18 protein-coding genes and 1 tRNA gene are annotated in these 16527 nt (G+C 68.5%); 6 read left to right on the forward strand and 13 right to left on the reverse strand.

Going from position 1 to position 16527, the window contains the following annotated elements; all coding sequences use genetic code 11:
- Positions 1–88 precede the first annotated feature (88 nt).
- On the forward strand, positions 89–415 hold the full coding sequence (gene trxA, locus INE98_RS13415) for a thioredoxin (RefSeq protein WP_293539528.1): 327 nt from the start codon (positions 89–91) through the stop codon (positions 413–415).
- A 242-nt stretch (positions 416–657) separates the two neighbouring features.
- Positions 658–2616 (forward strand): TonB-dependent receptor, encoded by a 1959-nt coding sequence (locus INE98_RS13420; protein WP_293539529.1) that lies wholly within the window; start codon positions 658–660, stop codon positions 2614–2616.
- Positions 2617–2656: 40 nt separating this feature from the next.
- Here the strand turns inward: INE98_RS13420 and INE98_RS13425 are convergent, their stop codons facing one another.
- The 10 genes from INE98_RS13425 to aroA form a co-directional block, all read right to left on the reverse strand.
- Positions 2657–3976, reverse strand: coding sequence for a folylpolyglutamate synthase/dihydrofolate synthase family protein (locus tag INE98_RS13425; RefSeq protein ID WP_293539531.1), 1320 nt, complete (start codon positions 3974–3976; stop codon positions 2657–2659).
- A 22-nt stretch (positions 3977–3998) separates the two neighbouring features.
- Positions 3999–4925, reverse strand: coding sequence for an acetyl-CoA carboxylase, carboxyltransferase subunit beta (gene accD / locus INE98_RS13430; protein ID WP_293539533.1), 927 nt, complete (start codon positions 4923–4925; stop codon positions 3999–4001).
- Between the two features lie 7 nt (positions 4926–4932).
- Entirely contained in the window at positions 4933–5766 is an 834-nt protein-coding gene (gene trpA, locus INE98_RS13435; protein ID WP_293539535.1) for a tryptophan synthase subunit alpha, read from the reverse strand.
- On the reverse strand, positions 5763–6983 hold the full coding sequence (gene trpB, locus INE98_RS13440) for a tryptophan synthase subunit beta (protein WP_293539537.1): 1221 nt from the start codon (positions 6981–6983) through the stop codon (positions 5763–5765). Before trpB ends, trpA begins: the two co-directional genes overlap by 4 nt.
- Position 6984: 1 nt before the next feature.
- Complete coding sequence (locus tag INE98_RS13445) at positions 6985–7641, reverse strand: phosphoribosylanthranilate isomerase (protein WP_293539538.1); 657 nt, start codon at positions 7639–7641, stop codon at positions 6985–6987.
- 45 nt (positions 7642–7686) lie between these two features.
- On the reverse strand, positions 7687–8097 hold the full coding sequence (gene mscL, locus INE98_RS13450) for a large-conductance mechanosensitive channel protein MscL (RefSeq protein WP_293539540.1): 411 nt from the start codon (positions 8095–8097) through the stop codon (positions 7687–7689).
- 42 nt (positions 8098–8139) lie between these two features.
- Positions 8140–8424: an integration host factor subunit beta gene (locus INE98_RS13455; protein ID WP_293539542.1), complete on the reverse strand. Its 285-nt coding sequence runs from the start codon at positions 8422–8424 to the stop codon at positions 8140–8142.
- A gap of 188 nt (positions 8425–8612) precedes the next feature.
- The gene (rpsA, locus tag INE98_RS13460) at positions 8613–10322 is read right to left on the reverse strand and encodes a 30S ribosomal protein S1 (RefSeq protein WP_293539544.1); all 1710 of its coding nucleotides are present in this window, start codon (positions 10320–10322) and stop codon (positions 8613–8615) included.
- 159 nt (positions 10323–10481) lie between these two features.
- The gene (cmk, locus tag INE98_RS13465) at positions 10482–11126 is read right to left on the reverse strand and encodes a (d)CMP kinase (protein WP_293539545.1); all 645 of its coding nucleotides are present in this window, start codon (positions 11124–11126) and stop codon (positions 10482–10484) included.
- The gene (gene aroA / locus INE98_RS13470) at positions 11123–12460 is read right to left on the reverse strand and encodes a 3-phosphoshikimate 1-carboxyvinyltransferase (protein WP_293539547.1); all 1338 of its coding nucleotides are present in this window, start codon (positions 12458–12460) and stop codon (positions 11123–11125) included. Before aroA ends, cmk begins: the two co-directional genes overlap by 4 nt.
- A 129-nt stretch (positions 12461–12589) precedes the next feature.
- Here aroA and INE98_RS13475 point away from each other — a divergent pair, with 129 nt between their 5' ends.
- Positions 12590–13054 (forward strand): TIGR02300 family protein, encoded by a 465-nt coding sequence (locus tag INE98_RS13475; RefSeq protein WP_293539549.1) that lies wholly within the window; start codon positions 12590–12592, stop codon positions 13052–13054.
- Between the two features lie 122 nt (positions 13055–13176).
- Positions 13177–13252, forward strand: a tRNA-Ala gene (locus INE98_RS13480).
- A gap of 105 nt (positions 13253–13357) precedes the next feature.
- Here the strand turns inward: INE98_RS13480 and INE98_RS13485 are convergent.
- Positions 13358–14980, reverse strand: coding sequence for a glycosyltransferase family 4 protein (locus tag INE98_RS13485; protein WP_293539551.1), 1623 nt, complete (start codon positions 14978–14980; stop codon positions 13358–13360).
- A gap of 170 nt (positions 14981–15150) precedes the next feature.
- On the opposite strand from INE98_RS13485, the gene INE98_RS13490 reads away from it, so the two are divergent.
- Positions 15151–15567, forward strand: a complete 417-nt coding sequence (locus INE98_RS13490; RefSeq protein ID WP_293539552.1) for an Hsp20 family protein — start codon at positions 15151–15153, stop codon at positions 15565–15567.
- A gap of 22 nt (positions 15568–15589) precedes the next feature.
- Positions 15590–15868 (forward strand): DUF1150 domain-containing protein, encoded by a 279-nt coding sequence (locus INE98_RS13495; protein ID WP_293539553.1) that lies wholly within the window; start codon positions 15590–15592, stop codon positions 15866–15868.
- 8 nt (positions 15869–15876) lie between these two features.
- Here the strand turns inward: INE98_RS13495 and INE98_RS13500 are convergent, their stop codons facing one another.
- Together INE98_RS13500 and INE98_RS13505 are read right to left on the reverse strand one after the other, a co-directional pair.
- The gene (locus INE98_RS13500; protein ID WP_293539555.1) at positions 15877–16350 is read right to left on the reverse strand and encodes a PTS sugar transporter subunit IIA; all 474 of its coding nucleotides are present in this window, start codon (positions 16348–16350) and stop codon (positions 15877–15879) included.
- Between the two features lie 50 nt (positions 16351–16400).
- On the reverse strand, positions 16401–16527 hold a 127-nt coding region (locus INE98_RS13505; RefSeq protein ID WP_293539557.1), incomplete at its 5' end, for a sigma 54 modulation/S30EA ribosomal C-terminal domain-containing protein.

Below are 16527 nucleotides of genomic sequence, written 5' to 3' on the forward strand. Positions count from 1 at the left end.
CCGCCGGGTGTTGATCACAGCGCCCAGTGCGCCATATCTGGCTATCCTGTCCGGCCCGTTCCGGACCCCGTGAACCGAGGAGCCCCGCATGGGTACTGTCGCCGTCACTGACGAATCCTTCGAAGCCGACGTCCTGAAGTCGGGCAAGCCTGTCCTGGTGGATTTCTGGGCGGAGTGGTGCGGACCCTGCAAGCAGATCGCCCCCGCCCTGGAGCAGATCGCCGCCGAGCTGGGCGAGCAGGTCACCGTGGCCAAGCTGAACATCGAGGACTCGCCGAACACGCCCAGCCGCTATGGCGTGCGCGGCATTCCGACCATGATGCTGTTCAAGGACGGCCAGATGACCGCCATGAAGGTCGGCGCCATGCCCAAGCAGAGGATCGTCGACTGGCTCAACGAGTCCGGCGTCGGCTGACCGGTCCGCCCGGCCCCGGAGGCCCCGCGCAAGATCTTCCGTTACGGACGAGACGGCGTCGAGGTGACCACGCAAATTGAAACCGGAGGCTCCGGGCTCCGCCTCCGGGACATCCCCCCGGACGCCCACCCCTCGGCGGGAAGTCAGTCTTGATGGTTCATGGGCTCTGCGCCTTGGCGTCCGCCGCGATCGTCCTCAACCTCGCGGTTGCAGGAGTCGGACGCGCCGCGGAACCGATGCAGGTGACGACCTACCCCAGGGAGTTCTTCGACGGCTTTGCGCCCAGCACCGCGTTCGACATGGTTGCACGGGTTCCGGGCTTCACCCTCGATCAGGGTGAGGCCCGTCGCGGGTTCGGGGATACCGGTGGAAATGTCCTGATCAACGGGGCGAGGCCCGGATCCAAGGCAGGAGGCCCCCGTGACGCGCTCGCGAGAATCCCGGCCTCTGCCGTCGTGCGGATTGAGCTGGTCACCAATCCCACGACCAGTGAGGCCTCCGGCCAGACCGTGATCGTGAACCTTATCCTCCGAGAGACAAGCCTTTCAGGCTCCTGGGGCGTCTCGGTCTCCAGCAACCGCGAAGGGGACATCCGCCCTTACATGGAGGCTAGCGTATCGGGGCCGATCGGCGGATGGCGGGCCTCCGGGAGAATCCAGTTCGACGCCTGGAGAGATCCATCCGACGGCGTCCGCAGGCGGACCGGACCTGCAGGAGAGCCTCGCCTGTTCGAACAGGAAACCCGCATTGCGGACGAGGTGGAGATCACGCTCTCCGGCGATGCCCGTCGGGAGGCCTTTGGTGGCGAGCTCGTGCTCAACGGGCGGGTGGAAGGAGAGGACTCCAACACCCGGTTCAGCGGACCCGGATACCTCGGTCGCGCTCCCGCGGGGCTGGCGGATCAATTCCGTGGCGTCTCCTTCGCGGAGGACGTCTCCGAGGCGGAGTTCGGCGGCGAGTGGACCAGACGACTGCCGAACGCCTGGTCCTTCAAGGTCCTCAGCCTCGCCAGCTGGCGACACGAGGAAGCCGGCAGCACCAGCCGGATCGAGGCGCCTCCCGGGACCGCAGCTTCAGAAACCACCGCGAGCGCGCGGCGCACCCTCATCGAGTGGGTCGGCCGTGCGACCGCTTCGGCCAATCTCGGCGGCCGCCTTCGCCCGGAGTTCGGGGCTGAGGCGGCCTTCAACCGTCTGGACTCGGCTCTGGCCTTCGCTAGCCGCAACGCCTCCGGCGAGCTGACCCCGATCCTGCTTCCGGCCGCAAACGTCGTGGTGGACGAGCAGCGCGCCGAAGCCTTCATCAACCTCGCCTACGACCTGGCGCCACGATGGGCGCTGGACGCAAGGGCGGCGACGGAGTGGTCCGAAATCTCCGTGACCGGCGACGCCCGAAACCGGCAGCGGCTGACATTCTTCAAGCCGGCCCTGTCCCTCGCATGGCGCCCGGACCCCAACACCACCCTGGACATTGGCCTGCGCCGGACCGTCGGACAGCTGGATTTCGACGCCTTCGCCGCCTCCACCGAAGTTGGGATCGACCGCTCCCTGGGGGGTAATGCGCAGTTGAGACCGCAGACAGAGACGCGTGCGAGTCTCGATCTCGACTTCCGGGGACGCGAGGGCCTGGCCCTGAACGCCGGGATCTTCCATGAATGGCGCGAGGATGTCCTGGAGCCCGTCATTCTGCCGGGCGGGGGCTTCGGTCTGGGCAACGCCGATCGCGCCCGGGTCTGGGGGGCGACCGTCGGAGCCTCCGCATCCCTGTCCTGGCTGGCTCCCGGATTGCGCCTGGATGCGCGTGGGGAGTGGCGGGACTCCGTGTTCGAGGACCCTCTCTCGGGCCAGTCCCGACCTCTGACAGCCCTCATCCCATGGACCTACTCGGTCGAGCTGCGCCAGGACCTTCCCGAGCACAAGCTGTCGTGGAGCATCCAGGTAGACGGACAGGATGCCGAGGTCGACTATTTCGTTCCGGAAGTGAACGTCTTCGAGATCGATCCTGAGGTCCGCATGTCCATCGAGAGCAGCCATTTCGGGGCTCTCAAGCTGAGGTTCACCGTCTACAATCCCCTCGGCCGGCGATACACCAACGAACGAACCTTCTTCGAACCGACTCGGGCGGCGGCGATCACGGGGCGCGAGTACAGACGCTGGGAAGAGGGCCGGTACTTCTGGTTCACCGCAAAAAGAGCCTTCTAGACCTGCCTGAGACGCCGGCGGCGCCTCGAGGCGTCAGAATCTAGGCGGGCCAGGTCTCCGGGCTGAGGGCCAGAACCTCGCCGGCGAAGTGAAGGCCGCCGCAGATCACGACCCGGGGCGGAGGCCCCTCTGCCCCGAGAGCCAGGACCACGGCGGCGCCGACGTCCGGCGCGGTCTCCACCGACAGTCCCTCCAACCTCGCCGCCTCGGCCAGGGCCTCCGGCGAGAGCGCGGTGGGCGAGTCGAAGGTGGTGGCCACGACCTTCAGCGGCAGGTCCCGGAAGGCGGCGAAGAAGCCTCTGGGATCCTTCCTTGCGAACTGACCGACGACCAGGACCAGGGGGCGTCCATCCCGGGCGCCCATCTCGGCGCAGGTGCGGGCGAGGGCCTCTGCGCCGTGCGGGTTGTGGGCGCCGTCGAGCCAGAGGTCCGAACCCCTCGCCACGGCCAGCCGGCCAAGGGGACCTTCCTTGAGGCGCTGGAAGCGGCCCGGCCAGGTCGCCGCCGCCGCACCGGCGCCCAGGGCCTCGTCAGTGATCCGCGGATCGCCCAGAGCCCGGAGGGCCAGGGCCGCGAGGCCGGCGTTTTCGAACTGGTGCGGCCCCGGCAGGGCCGGCGGGGGCAGGTCGAGCAGGCGATCCGGCGTCTGGACCATCAACCGACCCCGCTCGCGCCAGATGTCCGCGTCCCGGCCGACCAGGGTCAGGGGCGCCCCGAGCGACTCCGCCTCCGCCAGGATCACCGCCATGGCCTCGTCACGCTGCCTGGCGCAGACGACCGGCGTGTCCGCCTTGATGATCCCAGCCTTCTCCCATGCGATCTTGGAGAGCTCGGGGCCCAGCATCTCCAGGTGGTCGTAGTCCACCGGAGTGATCACGGAGACGGCGGGAGAGGGGAAGATATTGGTGGCGTCGAAACGTCCGCCCAGGCCCACCTCGATGAGGCAGAGATCGGCGGGGGTTTCCGCAAAGGCGGTGAAGGCAAGGACCGTTGTGATCTCGAAGAAGCTGATGGGCTGGCCCGCATTGACGGCCTCCAGCCTGTCGGTGAGGTCCTCCAGGGACGCGTCGGAGATCAGCTTTCCGGCGACGCGGATGCGTTCGGCGAAGCGCACCAGGTGGGGCGAGGTCAGGACATGGACGGTGAGGCCGGCCGCCTCGGCCATGGCCCTCAGGAAGGCGGTTGTCGAGCCTTTGCCGTTGGTGCCAGCCACGTGAACCACCGGCGGCAGGCGCAGGTCGGGACGCCCGAGGGCCTCGAGCAGCCGCTCGACCCGGCCCGTCGTGAGATCGATCAGCGAGGGGTGATTCGCCCTCAGGCGCTGGATGACGGCGTCAGAGGCCCGGATCGGATCGTACATGGTCCCGCTGTACTGGCGGCGGTCAGGCCGCGCGGGCCCGGGCGCGACCCAGCATGAGGGTCTTCAGAACCGAGGCCAGCACGCCGGGAAGCTCGGAACGGGCGGCGACCAGGTCGACCATTCCCCTCTCCATGAGAAACTCGGCCCTCTGGAAGCCCGGCGGCAGGACCTCACGGATGGTCTGCTCGATCACCCGCCGGCCCGAAAAGGCGATCATGGCGTTGGGCTCGGCGATGTGGATGTCGCCCAGCATGGCGTAGGACGCCGACACGCCGCCTGTGGTCGGGTCGGTCAGCACCACGATGTAGGGCAGACCCGCCGCCTTGACCTCGTTGAGGGCCAGGGTGGTGCGGGCCATCTGCATCAGGGAGAGGGTCCCCTCCTGCATGCGGGCGCCGCCGGAGGCGGTGAAGATGACGAGGGGAACCTTGCGGCGGACGGCTTCTTCGGCGGCCTTGATGAAGGCCTCTCCTGCGCCCATGCCGAGGGAGCCGCCCATGAAGTTGAAGTCCTGGACGATGACCATCGCAGGCTCGCCGCGGATGGTCCCGAAGCCGATCGCCATGGAATCCTGTTCGCCCGTCGCCTTGCGCGCCGCCTTCAGCCGGTCGGCATAGGGCTTCTCGTCAGGGAACTTCAGCGGGTCATCCACGACGACAGGCGAAGGAATGCGCTCGAACCGGCCATCGTCGAAGGTATAGCGCAGGCGCTGGGCTGCGCCGATCCGCATGTGGCTGCCGGACGGAGTGACCCAGAGAGCGGCCTCGAGGTCCGGGCGGTAGAGCATCTCGCCGGTATCGGGGCACTTGACCCAGAGATTATCGGGGGTCTCCCGCTTCGCCACCAGGTTCCGGACGCCGGGAGCGATCTTGGCGAGCCACCCGCCACGCTCGCGGGGAGCCTGGACCGGCTTCCCGGTTTTCTCGTCCCTATGGTCCGCCATCGCCATACTGCGCCTATGCCCCGCGACTCGGCGTCCTCGCCGTGCGGACAGACTTAGCCAGAGCGGCGACTTTTGTAAGCACCCGGTCGGTCACGTCTTCGTTTGCCGCCAGGGCGTCGGCGACCTCGTCGACCAGGGCCGAGCCCACCACGACGGCGTCGGCGATGCGGGCGACCTCAGCGGCCCTCTCCACGGTGCGGACGCCGAAGCCAACGGCCACCGGCAGGCCGGAGGCGGCCCGGACCCGCTCGACATTGGGCGCAACGGCGCCGGCGTCGGCCTCCTTCACGCCGGTCACCCCGGCGACGGAGACGTAATACACAAAGCCTGAAGTACGCCGAACAACCACGGGCAGGCGGGCGTCATCCGTGGTGGGCGTGGCGAGCCGGATCAGCGACATGTCGTGGGCGTCCAGGGCGTCGGCCAGAGGGTCGGCCTCTTCCGGCGGGATGTCCACGACGATCAGCCCGTCCACGCCAGCCTCTGCGGCGGCGCGGGCGAAGGCGGCGTAGCCAGGGGTCTCGAGGGGGTTGGCGTAGCCCATCAGAATGACCGGGGTTTCGGAGTCCTTGCGGCGAAAGGCGGCGACGAGGTCGAGGCTCTTCTGCAAGGTCATGCCGCGGGCCAGGGCCCGTTGGGCGGCGCGCTGGATCGGCGGGCCCTCGGCCAGAGGATCGGAAAAGGGGAAGCCCACCTCGATCAGGTCCGCGCCGGCGGCCGGCAGGCCTTCGAGGATGGCGAGGGCGGTCTCCGGGTCCGGGTCGCCCGCCATGACGTAGGTGACAAAGCCAGCCCTGCCCTCGGCGCGCAGCCGGGCGAAGCGGGCGTCGATCCGTGCGCGGCTCAAATCGTACGCCCCAGGGCCTGTGCAACCGTGTTGACGTCCTTGTCGCCACGGCCCGAAAGGTTGACCACGACGATCCCGTCAGGGCCCAGCCCGGTGCAGATTTCCGGCAGGCGGGCCAGGGCGTGGCTGGTCTCCAGGGCCGGGATGATCCCCTCCAGCTCGGCGCAGAGCTGGAAGGCGTCGAGGGCCTCACGGTCGGTGCAGGTCATGTACTCCGCCCGTCCGACATCGTGCAGGAAGGCGTGCTCGGGACCGATTCCGGGATAGTCGAGCCCGGCCGAGATCGAATGGGCCTCGGTGATCTGCCCCACAGTGTCCTGGATCAGGTAGGTGCGGTTGCCGTGGAGCACCCCAGGCCGGCCGCCGTTGATGGCCGCTGCATGGCGGTCGGTGTCCATGCCATCGCCCGAGGCCTCGACACCGATCAGGCGGACGTCCTCGTCGTTGAGGAAGGGGTAGAACATGCCGATGGCGTTCGAGCCGCCGCCCACGCAGGCGACCACGGCGTCGGGTAGCCGACCCTCGATCTCGAGGATCTGCTCTCGGGTCTCGCGGCCGATCACCGCCTGGAACTCGCGGACCATCTCCGGATAGGGGTGCGGCCCGGCGGCCGAGCCGATCAGGTAGTAGGTGTCATGGACATTGGTGACCCAGTCGCGAAGGGCCTCGTTCATGGCGTCCTTGAGGGTGGAGGACCCCGAGGTGACGGGCTCGACCCGGGCCCCCAGCAGGTTCATCCGGAAGACGTTCGGCTTCTGCCGCTCGACGTCCACAGCGCCCATGTAGACCACGCAGGGCAGGCCGAAGCGGGCGCAGACGGTGGCGGTGGCCACGCCGTGCTGTCCGGCGCCGGTCTCGGCGATGATGCGGGTCTTGCCCATCCGCATGGCCAGCAGGATCTGGCCCATGCAGTTGTTGATCTTGTGCGCGCCGGTATGGTTCAGCTCCTCGCGCTTCAGGTAGACCTTCGCGCCGCCGAACTTCCGGGTCAGGCGTTCGGCGAAATAGAGCGGGCTGGGCCGGCCGACATAGTGCTTGAGGTAGCCGTCGAGCTCGCCGCGGAAGCCCGCGTCGGCCATGGCGGCGCGAAAGGCCGCCTCCAGCTCATGCACCAGGGGCATGAGGGTCTCCGGCACGTATCGGCCGCCGTAGTCGCCGAAGCGACCGGTCGGATCGGGGTAGGCGGAGTAGTCGTTGAGCGGGGCGATCTGGTTCATTTCAGGCCTGTGGACGGGCTCGGCGGACGGCGTCGAGAAAGGCCGAGATCAGGGTTGCGTCCTTTAGTCCGGGACCGCGCTCCACGCCAGAGGAAACGTCGGCCATCGGGGCCCCGGAGACCTGCAGGGCCTCGGCCACGTTCCAGGGGTCCAGGCCACCGGCGAGGAACCAGGGACGCGCGGGACGGAAGTCCTTCACAAGAGACCAGTCAAAGGCCATGCCCAGGCCGCCGGTCAGGGCGGCGCCCTTCGGCGGGCGGGCGTCGAGCAGGAGATGGTCGACGACACCGCTCCAGTCCCGGGCGGCGTCAAGGTCAGCGGCGTCACCCACCGGCAGGGCGCGGATCAGCCCCGCGCCCGTGCGGTCGGCCAGCGCTTGGGCGCGGGCGGGGGGCTCCTTGCCATGCAGTTGCACAAAGTCTGGCGCGAGGGTCCGGGTGATGCGGTCTATGAGATCATCCCCGGCGTCGACCGTAATGGCGCAGATGCGCACCCCCGCCGCGCGGGCCGGCGTCGCCAGCCGGGCGGCGGCCTCGGGATCCACGCACCGCGGACTGGGCGCAAAGAAGTTGAAGCCCAGCCAGCCCGCGCCGCCTCGCACTGCGGCCTCGACCGCCTCGGGCGTGGAAAGTCCGCAGATCTTGGCGGGAACGCGCATGGCCGCCATTAGGGGCCGGCGCCTCCGGACTTCAAGGGGTGAAGGTCAGCGGCCTGACTTCAGGAGATCGCGGATTTCGGTCAGGAGGGTTTCCTCCGCGGAGGGGGCCGGCGGCGGAGCCTGGGCGGCCTGGGCGCGACGAAGGGTGTTGACCCCCTTGACCAGGAGGAAGACCACCCAGGCCACGATCAGGAACTGGATCACCGTGTTGGCGAAGGCGCCGTACTGGATTGCGACCACTTCGTCGGCCTTCGTGGCGGGATTGTCCGCCTTCAACACCCAGTTCATGTGCGAGAAGTCGACACCGCTGGTCAGGAGGCCGATGGGCGGCATGACGACGTCCTCGACCAGGGCGGTGACGATCTTCCCGAAGGCGCTGCCGATGATGACGCCGACCGCCAGGTCGACGACGTTGCCGCGCGCGATGAACTCGCGGAACTCGCTCAGAATGGACACGGCTTCCCCCCTTGAACGCCGCCAGGGCAGGGCGGCGGATACCTAGTCTTCAGCGTTGAGCCGGACACGCAGCTCCTTGCCGCTCTTGAAGAATGGCACGTGCTTGGCGCGAACGGAGACGGATTCCCCCGTCCGGGGGTTGCGTCCGGACCGGGCGCCCCGGGAGCGGACGGAAAAGGCGCCAAAGCCTCGAAGCTCGACCCGGCCGCCCGATTCAAGGGCCAGAATCATCCGATCAAGGATGACCGAGACAACGCGCTCGACGTCCTTCTGGGTCAGGTGGGGGTTTTCTTCCGCCAGCCTGGCGATGAGTTCGGACTTGATCATGCCCCTGAACACCCCGGCGTCTGGCCTTCGGCGTCTTGCGCCGGCAGTTCCCCACTTCAGCGCAAATCCCTTTGCCGTCAAGCCCTTGGACACCGAGACAACGAAACGAAAACGGCGGACCGGTCGCCCGGTCCGCCGAATCGGATCGTCCCGCGCCGAACGGCGCGGGGCCCCGGATCCGGGAGAGGTCAGTCCTTCTGGGCCTTCTCGCGCAGCGCCGCACCGAGGATGTCGCCAAGGGAGGCGCCGGAGTCGGACGAGCCGAACTTCTCGATCGCTTCCTTCTCCTCGACCATCTCAAGGGCCTTGATGGACAGGGAAACCCGGCGGGCGGCCTTGTCCACATTGGTGATCTGAGCGTCGACGCGGTCGCCCACGGCGAAGCGTTCAGGGCGCTGGTCCGCGCGATCCCGGGACAGGTCGGACTTGCGGATGAAGGCCGACATGGGCGCATCTTCCTCGCCGAACCGGACCTCGATACCGCCGGAGGTGACTTCCGTCACCGTGACGGTCACGGTCTGACCCTTGCGGAAGACATCGCCAGACATCGGATCGCCCGCGAGCTGCTTGATGCCCAGGGAGATGCGCTCCTTCTCGACGTCGACGTCCAGGACCCGCGCCTTGACCATCTCGCCCTTGTGGTAGCGGGAGATGGCCTCTTCGCCGGGCACGTTCCAGTCGAGGTCCGACAGGTGCACCATGCCGTCGATGTCATTGTCGAGCCCGAGGAAGAGGCCGAACTCGGTGGCGTTCTTGACTTCACCCTCGACCGTAGAGCCAACCGGGTGGGCCGCCAGGAAGGCTTCCCAGGGATTGTCCATGGCCTGCTTGAGGCCAAGGGACACGCGGCGCTTGGACGGGTCGACGTCGAGCACGACCACGTCGACTTCCTGGGAGGTCGAGACGATCTTGCCGGGATGGACGTTCTTCTTGGTCAAGGACATTTCCGAGACGTGGACCAGGCCCTCGACACCGGCTTCCAACTCCACGAAGGCTCCGTAGTCGGTGATGTTGGTGATCCGGCCTGTCAGGCGAGCGCCCACCGGGTACTTGGCCTCGACGCCGTCCCAGGGGTCGGACTGGAGCTGCTTCATCCCAAGGGAAATCCGCTGGGTGTCGGGGTTGATCTTGACGATCTGCACCCGGACCGTGTCGCCCACCGCCAGCACCTGGCTGGGATGGTTGACGCGCTTCCAGCTCATGTCGGTGACGTGCAGCAGGCCGTCGATGCCGCCCAGGTCCACGAAGGCGCCATAGTCGGTGATGTTCTTGACCACGCCCTCGCGGATCTCGCCTTCCTGCAGCTGGCCGACGAGCTCGGTGCGCTGCTCGGCGCGGGCCTCTTCGAGGATCGCGCGGCGGGAGACGACGATATTGCCCCGCGGACGGTCCATCTTGAGGATGGCGAAGGGCTGCTCGCGGCCCATCAGGGGTCCGACGTCCCGCACCGGCCGGATATCGACCTGCGACCCCGGGAGGAAGGCCGAGGCGCCGCCGAGGTCGACGGTGAAGCCGCCCTTCACACGGCCGACGATGGCGCCCATGACGGGCTCATTGCGGGCGTGAACCCCTTCAAGCCGGGTCCAGGCCTCCTCGCGCCGGGCCTTCTCGCGGCTGATGACGGCCTCGCCGAGGGCGTTCTCGACGCGCTCGAGGAAGACCTCGACCGTATCGCCGACGGCCAGCTGGGCCTTGCCCTCCTCGCCGGCGCCAAATTCCTTGATGGAGACGCGGCCCTCGGTCTTGAGGCCCACGTCAATGATCGCGAAGTCCTTCTCGAGGCCCACGACCTTGCCCTTGACCACTTGGCCTTCCATGAAGTCGCGTCCGCCAAGGGACTCGTTCAGGAGAGCCGCGAAGTCGTCGCGGGAGGGATTCAGGCCAGCATCATCAGCCATGGTGTTCTTTCATCAGTCGATGTGACCCGGATGAACCCCGCCGGTCAGGCGGACGGTCTCCCGGAGTCGGGTTGGGGGTGAAACCGAAGGCGCGGGGTCCCGCGCCGGTGAATGCCCGCGGCTTGAGAGGAAAAGACGCGATGGGATTTGCCTTCCGGGTCAGGCCCAGCCGGCGCGCGCCGCCTCGACAATGCGGCGGGCCGCATCGGCGGCGTGGTCTATAGTCATTTCAGACGTGTCCAGCAAGACCGCGTCCGGGGCCTGGGCCATGGGGGCGTCCACCCGTCCCCCGTCGCGGGAGTCGCGGCGGCGGATGTCCTCGAGGACTTCGTCGAGGCTGACCGACTCGCCCTGGGCGGTGAGTTGGCGCCAACGCCGCTCCGCGCGCACCTCGGGCCGCGCAGTGACAAAGAGCTTGGCGGGAGCCCAGGGGGCGATCACCGTCCCGATGTCGCGTCCGTCAAGCACCGCGCCGCCGGGCCGGCGGGCGAAGTCGACCTGGGCGGCGTAGAGGGCGGCGCGGACCTGCGGGTGGACCGCCACGCGGCTGGCCAGCTCGCCGGCCTCCCGCGTGCGGAACGCAGGGTCATCTAGAGCCATCAGGTCGATCGCGCGGGCTGCGGCGGCGGCCGCAGCCGGATCATCCGGATCGACCCCCGCCCGGGACGCCGAGACGCCCGCAGCCCTGTAGAGAAGGCCGGTATCGAGGACCGGCAGGCCATAGGCTGCGCCAAGGCGCGCCGCGACTGTTCCCTTGCCCGAAGCGGCGGGGCCGTCGACGGCGATCACAAGCCCGTCGCTCATTCAGGGCCGATGTCCGCGCCGAGGCCGCACATAAGCTCGACGAATCCGGGGAAGCTCGTGGCGATCATGCCGGGCTCGTCCACACGGACAGGGCTGTCTCCGGCGAGGCCGAGGACCAGGTGCGACATGGCGATGCGGTGGTCGCCGCGGGTCGCCACCGAGGCGCCGCCCACCGGCGGCCGGTTTGCGCCTGCGCCCGTGACGATGAGACCCTCCGGCTCCTCTTCGACCGCGAGGCCGCAGGCGCCGAGGCCAGCCGCCATCAGGGCGATCCGGTCGCTTTCCTTGACCCGCATCTCGCCGATGCCCCGCATGCGGGTGACGCCCTCGGCGAAGGCCGCCGCCACCGCCAGGATGGGATACTCGTCGATCATTGACGGCGCGCGCTCTGGCGGCACGTCGACGCCCCTCAGCGCCGAGTGGCGGGCGGTGACGTCCCCAACAGGCTCGCCGCCCTCGTCCCGCACGCCGGTGATCGCGAGGTCAGCGCCCATTTCCTGCAGCGTGGCCAGGAGGCCGGTGCGCAGGGGATTCAGCAGCACCCCTTCCACGGTCACCTCCGAGCCGGGGGTGACCAGGGCCGCGACCAGGGGGAAGGCGGCCGACGACGGGTCGCCCGGCACGCGGACGCGGGTCCCGGTCAGGGACTGCCCCCCGGCCAGGGTGATCCGCCGGCCCTCGGGCAGGTCCTCGACCTCCACCCGGGCGCCGAAGCCGCGCAGCATGCGCTCGGTGTGGTCGCGGGTCGGCTCGGGCTCGATCACCACGGTGTCGCCCCGGGCGTTCAGGCCGGCCAGCAGGACCGCCGACTTGACCTGGGCCGACGGCTCGGGGAGCCGGTAGGTGATGGCCCCCAGGTCGCCGCCCCGGACCGTCAGCGGCAGCCGGCCGCCGGAACGGTGCAGGAAGCGGGCGCCCATCTCGGCCAGGGGCTTCATCACCCGGTTCATCGGCCGGCCTCGCAGGGAGGCGTCGCCGGTGAAGGTGGCGGCGAGATCAAAGCCGGACGCCGCGCCCAGAATGAGTCGGACCCCGGTGCCGGCGTTGCCGCAGTCGATGACGTCGGCAGGCTCGCAGAAGCCGCCCCGCCCGACGACACGCCACCGGCCGCCGCCAAGGGCTTCCACTTCGGCCCCGAAGGCGCGCATGGCCGCCGCCGAGCGCAGGACATCCTCACCCTCCAGAAGGCCCTCCACCTCTGTGACGCCGTGCGCCAGGGCGGCGAACATCAGGGCGCGGTGCGAGATCGACTTGTCGCCAGGGGCCTGGACCCGGCCCCGCAGGGGCCCGCCGCGGCGGGCGCACAGGGCGGCCGTCTGGCCGTGGGAGGACATGACGAGGATAAACTCCGACGGGAGGCGGAACCGGTCGGGCGCGCCTGAAGGGGCTTTGCTTTTGACAGTGGCGCCGCCGCATGGCAAGGGAGCCCGCCTTCCAACCCATCCTGACCAGAGGCCCGCCCATTGGCCCTTCCTGAACTTGGCGCAAAGCAGATCTGCCCCAACTGCCAGGCGAAATTCTATGACCTGAACCGCCGGCCGGCTCACTGCCCGAAGTGCGGCCACGACTTCGATCCGGACGAAGCTGTCCGTACGCGGCGCGTTCGCGCGCGCGCCGCCCCGGTCGGCCGCGACATCGAGGACGAAGCCGAGGACCAGGTCCTCGACGCCGGCGCCGAGGCCGAGGAGGAGGAAGAGGGCGACGTCGTCACGCCGGAACTCGACGAGGCGGTGGACGATCCGGTCCTCGTCGTCGATGACGAGGATGGCGAAGTGATTGCGCCCCCCGAGGATGATCTGGCCGCCTTCCAGGAAGAGGATGACCTGGACGACGAGGATGCCGGCGTCCCCTTCCTCGAAGATGAGGAAGATGATTTCGATGATGCCGACCTGGACGGCCTGCCCGGCGAGGGCGGACCTGACGACTAGGATCCGCCGCGGGCGGAGGTGGTGTTTTTTCCCCCCAACCGGGGTTGATCACCGCGTTGCGCCGGACTAGTTTCCGCGCCTTCCCGACGGAGCCAATGGCCCCAAAGGGAGCCCGAGACCCCGGGGCTATAGCTCAGTTGGTAGAGCGCTTGAATGGCATTCAAGAGGTCAGCGGTTCGACTCCGCTTAGCTCCACCATGAGGGCCCGCCGGACATCCCGGCGGGCCCTCTCCAATTGAAGGAAGACATCCGGGACGACTGTGGTCGCTCCGTCGAGTCCCCGCCGGAACAGAGCGACCTGGATCAGCCGGGCGGCCTGAGATCCACGAGTCCCAGCTTCGCCAGCCACAGAAGGGCGCGCACGCGGGACCGCCCTCCCCCGCCCGCCGCCGCCATCAGATCTCCAAGTCTTCCAGGGCGGGCCTGCGCCAGCGTGTAGATCTCCCGGATCATGTCTGGAGGCAGGCGAACGGGATCGATCACGTAGGAGGTCATTCTCAGGCGAAGAACATCCTCCAGAGCAGACTCACGGCCCGCGGGGGCGCTGACCATCCACTCGGCGGACAGGTTTCGGGTGGGGAAGTGACCGAACAGGGTCGCGGGGTCAGGCCGCATGGGCCAGGGATGAGACCGTTCGGGGGCTGTGGCTCTGAGCCTGTCGAGTTCGCCGGCCAGGGCCTGGTAGCGTCCCAGGATCACTGACCAGTCGTACTCGGCGAGGGCGCGCACCCGGCCTGAGGCGCCCATGCGCGCCCTCAGGTCGGAACTGTCCGCCAGCTCAGCGAGTCTCCGGGCCAGGACCTGCAGGTCCACCGCCGTGGCCATGCTGTACTGGCCGATGTAGCGGTCGTAGCTGTCCAGCATCAGGGCGTGGCGCAGGGCGAGATCGATGCCGCCGCCCGGTGGCGGCGTGACGACCGGGATTCGGTATCCGTCTTGCCCGTCCCGGACCGTATCGCGATAGCCATTCCAGTCGGACACCACGACCGGGAGCCCCGACGCCATGGCTTCGACCGGCGTGATGCCGAAGGTCTCCTGGATATTGTCGGAGATCGAGACAAAGACATCGGCGGCGGACCAGGCGTTGCGGTAGGCGCTCGGATCGCTCCCTTCAGCGTGAAGGAACCGAACGGAGGGCGCCAGGGTCCTCTGGGCGTCACGGTAGGACTCCGCGATGGCCTCGTTGTGGAACTGGCCCGCCTCGATACAGACCAGACGCCGCCCCGCCGACGCGCGCTCGAGCGCCAGGTAAAGGGGCGCCGGGTTGGCCTTGGCGTGGAACGAGAGCCGCCCGGCGAAGAGAAAGACGACCTCGTCGGAATCGAGCGCCAAGGCCTCGCGGGCGGCGGCGATGTCCGCGGGGGACCGGGCGAGGCCAGCCACGTCGACGCCGAGGGGGATGACCGGAAGCTCGATCTCGGCAAAGCGCGTCGCGCCATAGTGCTCGGCAAGCCAGTCCCTGCGCTCAGCCATCAGGCTGCGCACCAGTACGACAGCCGCGGCGGAGGTGCAGATCAGGGCGTCCCAGGGCTGGAACGGCGCACCCGCGAGGTCGCCCAGGCTGTCCATGGCGCCCAGGGAGGAAAGGGTGTGAGTCACACCGAAGAGGCTATATGCGCCTATGCCCTCCCTGTTGCGATCATGCGCGAGGGCGACGGGGATGGGTCCTGGATGATAAACCACCCCCGGAAAGCCCTCAGGAGGCGATGTCGAGCCCTGCTCCCGCCACACAAGGCGACCCGCAAAGCCTTCTCGCTGCAGCTGGTTCATCATCGTCCGCGCGACGCTGCGGCCAAATCCGTAGACATCCCCAGAAGGCCACCTTCGGGCCACCGCACGGAAGAGCGACTTGCCCACGGCCTGCCGGCCCATGAGCTTGGCGTCGGTCGAGTAGCCGTCCCCCACATAATGGAGGGCGAAGGGCATCGGTCCTGTCATGGCGCCTTGGTGCGACGTCAGGCGATGCGGCGCAAGCCCGGGAGACGGTCCGAACGCGCATATTGAAAGGGCGCACCCGACGCGCCACATGAAGGCCGGGGCTGGCCGGGCCAGCATCGGACGGTCCGCCCCAGAGTCGCTTTTCCTTGAGGACTCCCATGAACCGGAACCTGCTTTTTGACAGTCCCTTCCTGCTCGGCTTCGAACACACCCGAAGTCAGATCGAGCGTGCGGCGAAGGCTGCGGCTGAGGGCTATCCCCCCTACAATGTCGAGGATCTCGGGGGCGGCGCTCTCCGGATCACCCTCGCGGTGGCCGGCTTCACGCCGGAGACGCTGCAGATCACCCTCGAAGACAGGCAATTGACCATAGCCGGTCGGCGGGAGGATGCAGCCAAGGGCGACGCCTTCCTTCACAGGGGCATCGCCTCGCGAAGCTTCATCCGAAGCTTTGTGCTGGCCGACGGAGTCCAGGTGGACCGGGCCGTTCTCGAGCACGGGCTTCTGCACGTGGACCTCAGTCGACCGGAGCCCGAGCGTGAGATCCGGCGAATCCCCATCCAGTCGGCAGGCTGACGGCGGCCGAGGAGCATGAATCATGAGACCTGACCCCAAGACATCGCCGACCCTGTCCCTGAGCCCAGAAGCGTTCGCGGCTCTCGGAGCGCCGAACATGGTCTATGTCCGTCCCGTCCGGGCGGCAGAAATCCTGGCCAGCACCCCATCAGGGCGAATCGAAGGCTTCGAGCTGGATCCCGACCAGATTCTCTATGCGGTCCACAGGGCCGATGGAGAAAGACTGGCCATCCTTGGTGACCGGGACGCCGCCATGGCCGTAGCCGTGGCGCACGAGCTGGCGCCCGTCTCCGTCCACTGAGACTGGTCTCAGGCTGCGGCTGCTTCGCTCTGCACCAGCAGGAACCGGATCGCGTCCGTATCCGTCGCCCTGCGCAGTTGCTCCCTTAGATCCCCGCGTCGGAGCAGGCGCGAAATCCTAGCCAGGGCGCGCAGGTGCTCGACGCCGGAGTCCGCAGGCGACAGCAGTGCGAAGAAAAGGTCGACCGGCAGTCCGTCGATGGCGTCGAAAGGAATGGGCTGGTCGAGCCGAACAATGACCAAACGGCTGAACGTGAGTCCCGAGACCCGGGCATGGGGGGTGGCGACACCCTTGCCAAGGCCAGTGGATCCCGCCTGCTCGCGCTCAAGAAGGGCGGCAAGGACGCTGGCGGCGTCCAGGCCGAAATTCTGGGCCGCCTTGTCGGCGATGAGGTTCATCACCTGACGGGCGGTCTTCGCGCCGAACCCGACGGCCACTGCGCTGGGTCCGATCAGGTCTGCGATGGAATGAGAGTCCGGCACGGTGCACGCTCACTGACGGAAAGACCTCCGCCAGCGCGGAAGGTACAGGCTCAGCCCGTTGCGCCGCCAGGATCCGCCCTTTGGGGGGCCGAGGTGCGCTCGGGATCGATCCAGCCGATATTGCCGTCCGGCCGCCGATACACGACGGACAATCCGCCATGTGCGGCGTTCCTGAAC

The organism is Phenylobacterium sp. (assembly GCF_020253645.1).
GTDB lineage: Bacteria > Pseudomonadota > Alphaproteobacteria > Caulobacterales > Caulobacteraceae > Phenylobacterium.